Annotated in this window: 5 protein-coding genes; all 5 read right to left on the reverse strand. The window is 37.1% G+C overall.

Going from position 1 to position 4,664, the window contains the following annotated elements:
* Positions 1-43 precede the first annotated feature (43 nt).
* Entirely contained in the window at positions 44-1,102 is a 1,059-nt protein-coding gene (gene secF / locus D6734_04530) for a protein translocase subunit SecF (GenBank protein ID RMF96037.1), read from the reverse strand.
* A 25-nt stretch (positions 1,103-1,127) separates the two neighbouring features.
* Positions 1,128-2,681 (reverse strand): protein translocase subunit SecD, encoded by a 1,554-nt coding sequence (secD, locus tag D6734_04535; protein ID RMF96038.1) that lies wholly within the window; start codon positions 2,679-2,681, stop codon positions 1,128-1,130.
* A 41-nt stretch (positions 2,682-2,722) separates the two neighbouring features.
* Entirely contained in the window at positions 2,723-3,058 is a 336-nt protein-coding gene (yajC, locus tag D6734_04540) for a preprotein translocase subunit YajC (GenBank protein RMF96039.1), read from the reverse strand.
* Positions 3,058-4,179 carry a tRNA guanosine(34) transglycosylase Tgt gene (locus tag D6734_04545; protein RMF96041.1) on the reverse strand — a complete coding sequence of 374 codons (1,122 nt, stop codon included), beginning with the start codon at positions 4,177-4,179 and terminating at the stop codon, positions 3,058-3,060. Before D6734_04545 ends, yajC begins: the two co-directional genes overlap by 1 nt.
* Positions 4,154-4,664 (reverse strand): S-adenosylmethionine:tRNA ribosyltransferase-isomerase (locus D6734_04550; GenBank protein ID RMF96040.1); only part of this gene is annotated, 511 nt, incomplete at its 5' end. The genes D6734_04545 and D6734_04550, both read right to left, overlap by 26 nt.

The raw sequence follows: 4,664 nt of genomic DNA on the forward strand, positions 1-4,664 counted from the left end.
AAAAAAGGATAAATACTAACGAAATCCATTAAAATCTTATTTTTTATCTTTTTCTTCTTCTAAGTATTTCTTCTTTTTTTCTTTTCTGTGCTACATTTTCCCAAGTAATAAGTATAGGACTTGCAATATAAATTGAAGAATATGTTCCGATAATAACACCTACGAGAAGAGCAAAGGCAAAATCATGGATAACTGCTCCTCCGAAAATAAAAATGGAAAGGACAGCAAGAAGTGTTAATCCTGAGGTTATTATAGTCCTGCTCATTGTTTCATTTATTGATTTATTAATCAATTCTCGCAAAGGCATATCCTTCCTTTTACTCAAATTTTCCCTGATTCTGTCAAAGACAACAATAGTGTCATTTATAGAATAACCTATGATAGTCAATATTGCCGCAAGCACTGGCAGAGTAAATTCTTTATTTGTGACAGACAAAAATCCCAAAGTTATTACAGCATCATGAATCAGTGCAATTATAGCTGCAAGAGCTTGTCGAAAATTGAACCATATGCATGCCGCAATTGTGGCGACAAGAGAAGCAATGGATAAAGCTGTTACAGAAATCCAAGAAGTAGTCGACAGCATCCATGTTATAAGAGCAACTGCAATAATTGGGATAGCAATGCGGTTCTGGAATCTATATGAGATATAAATAATCATTCCAATTATTGAATAGAGAAGCGCATTTTCGCCTTTCAGCTTTAATGCTTCCCCTGCGGCAGGGCCTACCATTTCTACTCTCTGAATAGTAAAGGAATCCTTACTAAATTTATCCTCTAATGCAGATTGTATTCTATCCCCGATTTTCCCTGCCTCACTCAACTCCGTCTTAATCAGGATGTCTTCTTCACCAAATCTTTGAATAATACTTGAACCAAGCCCGATTTCTTTTAATGCATCTCTTACATCATCAATAGAGATATCCTTTTTGGCAAATTTTACTTCTACTAATGTTCCGCCTGCAAAATCTATTCCTAAATTTATACCCTTATGAAATAGAATCGAAAAAAGTGTAAGTACAATCAACAGCATTGATAAAATAAATGCATATTTTGATTTTCCAACAAAATCGATATTCATATCTGCTTTAAATATTTCCATTGTCCTCTGTCCTCTCCTTATGACTTTATATGCTCAATTTTGTTACCTTCTTACTTCCAATTCTCATATCGAATATAATCCTCGATACAAAAACTGCTGTAAACATACTTATTATAAGGCCAATACTCAATGTAACAGCAAATCCTTTGATTGGACCTGTACCAAATTGAAACATTACAAGACCTGCAATAAGAGTTGTGATGTTTGAATCAAGAATTGTCCCAAATGCCTTTGAAAATCCCATATCAACAGCAGACCTAACTGTCCTGCCAAGTCTCAATTCCTCTCGTATTCTCTCATATATGAGAACATTTGCATCCACAGCCATTCCAAGTGTCAGAACTATTCCAGCAATTCCGGGCAGGGTTAATGTAAATTTAAAATATGACATTGCAGCTATAAGAAATATTCCATTCAAAAGTAGTGCAAAATTGGCAACCAAGCCTGACCATCTATAGTAAACAACCATTGCAATTACTATCAAAATGAAACCTGCGATAGAAGCAATTACACCTGCTCTAATCGAATCAGCACCCAATGATGGGCCAACAGTGCGTTCCTCCAAATATTCAAGTACAGCAGGAAGGGCACCTGCGCGAAGAATTACAACCAAATCTTGAGCTTCTTCATATGAAAAGTTTCCTGTTATTTCTCCCCGATCTGTTATCCTTGACCGTATAACTGGTGATGATTGGACCTTGCCATCGAGAATGATTGCAAGTTGTTTCCCTATATTTTTTTCTGTTACATTTCCAAATATCTCTGCTCCCTCGCTGTTGAATTCAAAATTTACGGAAGGCAATCCATATTGGTCTTGGCCTACTCTTGCATCTTTTAAATATTTGCCTGTTATCTCAGCTTCCTTTTTTACCAAAACATACCCTCTTATTGCGCCCTCTCCTTCTTCACCCGGTGTTTCAATAGGCAGTATTTCCGTACCTTCAGGGAGTTTTTGATTATATTTTTCCATTATGGATTCAGGTGAAGGTCCACTGTCAATGACAAGCTTAAATTCAAGGACACCGCCCGTGGAAATCACCTTCTTTGCCCTTGCAGGGTCATCAAGTCCCGGTAGCTGAATTACAATCCTATCCCTTCCCTGTCTCTGAATTATTGGCTCTGAAACTCCGAATTTATCAACACGGTTTCTTAAAACCTCTACTGCCTGTTGGACTGTAAGATTTACATAATTGTTCAACATTTTCTGAGACATAGATATCTTTAATGTTTTTCCATCAACATCCTGAATATTGGATTCAGGATATATGTCTTCAATCACATCTTTGGCTTTTTCTTTAGCTTCTTGCGATATAAAGCTTAAATTGAATGATTTATCTTTTTGGACATCCGTTGATTCAACTTTTATCTTTTTCTCCTTCAATGCCCTTTCGATATAGCTCTTCATTCTAATAGTCTCATTTATAACAGCTTTCTCAGTATCAACGCCCATTAAAAGATGGACTCCACCCTGCAGGTCAAGCCCCAAATTAATCTTTTCTTTTATTGGATAAGAAACCCATAACGAAAGGACTACCAATACTGCAACAAGACCAATTTTCCATTTCAATGTTTTATCCATAAGACGAAAACTCCATATTTAATCAATAACCTTTTAAATTCTTAATCCTTCCCTTCTTTCCCTTTTTCCAAAACGCTGATAATGGCACTTCTCATAACTTCAATCTTCACATTATCTGCAATCTTCAAAAGCAGTGTATTTTGGTCCTTTTCTTGAATCACAGTGCCGTATATACCTCCCTTTGTAATAACTCTATCACCCTTTTTTATCGACTTGAGCATATCCTGAAGTTTTTTTTGCTCCTTCTGTTGAGGTCTCAAAATAAGAAGATAAAAAAGTCCAAAGATGACAGCCATCATAATAATCAAACCAATGCCTGACCCCTGCGGCTGACCATTTCCTGCTGGCTGTGCCATTGCATATGCCAAACCAATCATTAATTCCACCTCCCTTTTATTTCTGAGGCAAAGCTTCCAAAACTTCCCTCCTCTATACTTTTTCTTACTTTGGCAATAAATTCAAAATAAAAAAAGAGATTATGTATTGTATTTAATCTTAAAGCAAGTGTTTCTCTAAGTTGATACAAATGCCTTAAATAAGCTCTTGTGTAATTTCTGCAGGTAAAACATCCGCACTTCTCATCGACAGGTTTATCATCTTCTGCATATTGAGCATTCTTTATGATTATCTTTCCATTCCAAGTAAAAAGGGCACCATTCCTTGCCTGTCTTGTAGGAATAATGCAATCAAACATATCCACTCCGGCTGATACTGCCTCTAATATGTCATCAGGAGTTCCTACACCCATAAGATATCGAGGTTTCCCTTCGTCTATTATTGGCGCTATATAATTCAAAATCGAAATCATCTCTTCTTTTGGTTCTCCCACACTGAGGCCTCCAATAGCTATGCCATCAAAATCCAACTTTTCTAATTCTTGCAGGCAGTATTTTCTTAAATCCTGATAAACTCCCCCCTGCACTATTCCGAAAACTGCCCGATTGTCGCCTTTAACTGCCGCCTTGGACCTTTTAGCCCATTCAATTGTTTTTTTTACTGAATCTTCACAATATTTTCGGTCAGCAGGATATGGAATACATTCATCAAATACCATCACGATATCTGAGTCGAGTTTCTCTTGTATCTCCATTACAAGTTCAGGAGTAAAGAAATAAGATTTACCATCTATATGTGAACGGAACTCTACTCCATCATCGAGTATCTTGTTGTACTTTGCGAGACTATATACCTGAAAGCCTCCACTATCGGTAAGAATCGGCTTTTCCCAATTCATAAATTTATGAAGCCCGCCCATTCTTTCAACAAGCTCATATCCAGGGCGCAAGGTAAGATGATAAGTGTTGCACAAAAGTATTTCTGCACCAAGTTCTGATACCTCCTTGGAGGAAAGTGTTTTTACAACGGCACGCGTTCCAACAGGCATAAAGACAGGTGTTTCTATAATCCCGCGAGAGGTATGAATACGACCTCTTCTTGCTGATGTAGAAGAATCACTACTCAACACCTCAAACTTAAATGATGAGCATTGCGTCGCCATAACTGTAGAATCTATATCCATTTTCTTTGGCACATTCATAAGCAGACAATATTCTTTCTCTTCCACAAAAAGCGCTTACAAGGGCAAGCAATGTTGATTGTGGTAAATGAAAATTTGTAATAAGTGCATTTATTGCTTTAAATTTGTAGCCGGGGTATATAAAAATATCCGCTCTTTCCCTTCCTGCTGTAAACTTTCCATTCTTCGAAATTTCATTTTCAAGGGCTCTTGTCGTTGTCGTGCCAACTGCAATTATTCTTTTTTCTTCCTCTAAAGCTTGGTTCAATATGTCGGCTGATTTTTCACTAATAAAATACTCCTCTTCTTCCATCCGATGCTCTTCTATGTTTTGGGTTTTTATTGGAATGAATGTTCCTTTTCCTACATGAAGGGTTATTTTTACTATTGTAACTCCCCGCCCCTCAACTTTCTGCAAAAGCTCGTTCGTAAAATGAAGTCCTGCAGTAGGTGCGGCAATCGAGCCT

Source organism: Candidatus Schekmanbacteria bacterium (assembly GCA_003695725.1).
Lineage (GTDB): Bacteria > Schekmanbacteria > GWA2-38-11 > GWA2-38-11 > J061 > J061.

Coding starts and splice junctions, on each gene's coding strand:
- secF (RMF96037.1), bottom strand. CDS start 1,102: ATGGAAATATTTAAAGCAGATATGAATATCGATTTTGTTGGAAAATCA.
- secD (RMF96038.1), bottom strand. CDS start 2,681: ATGGATAAAACATTGAAATGGAAAATTGGTCTTGTTGCAGTATTGGTA.
- yajC (RMF96039.1), bottom strand. CDS start 3,058: ATGATTGGTTTGGCATATGCAATGGCACAGCCAGCAGGAAATGGTCAG.
- D6734_04545 (RMF96041.1), bottom strand. CDS start 4,179: ATGGCGACGCAATGCTCATCATTTAAGTTTGAGGTGTTGAGTAGTGAT.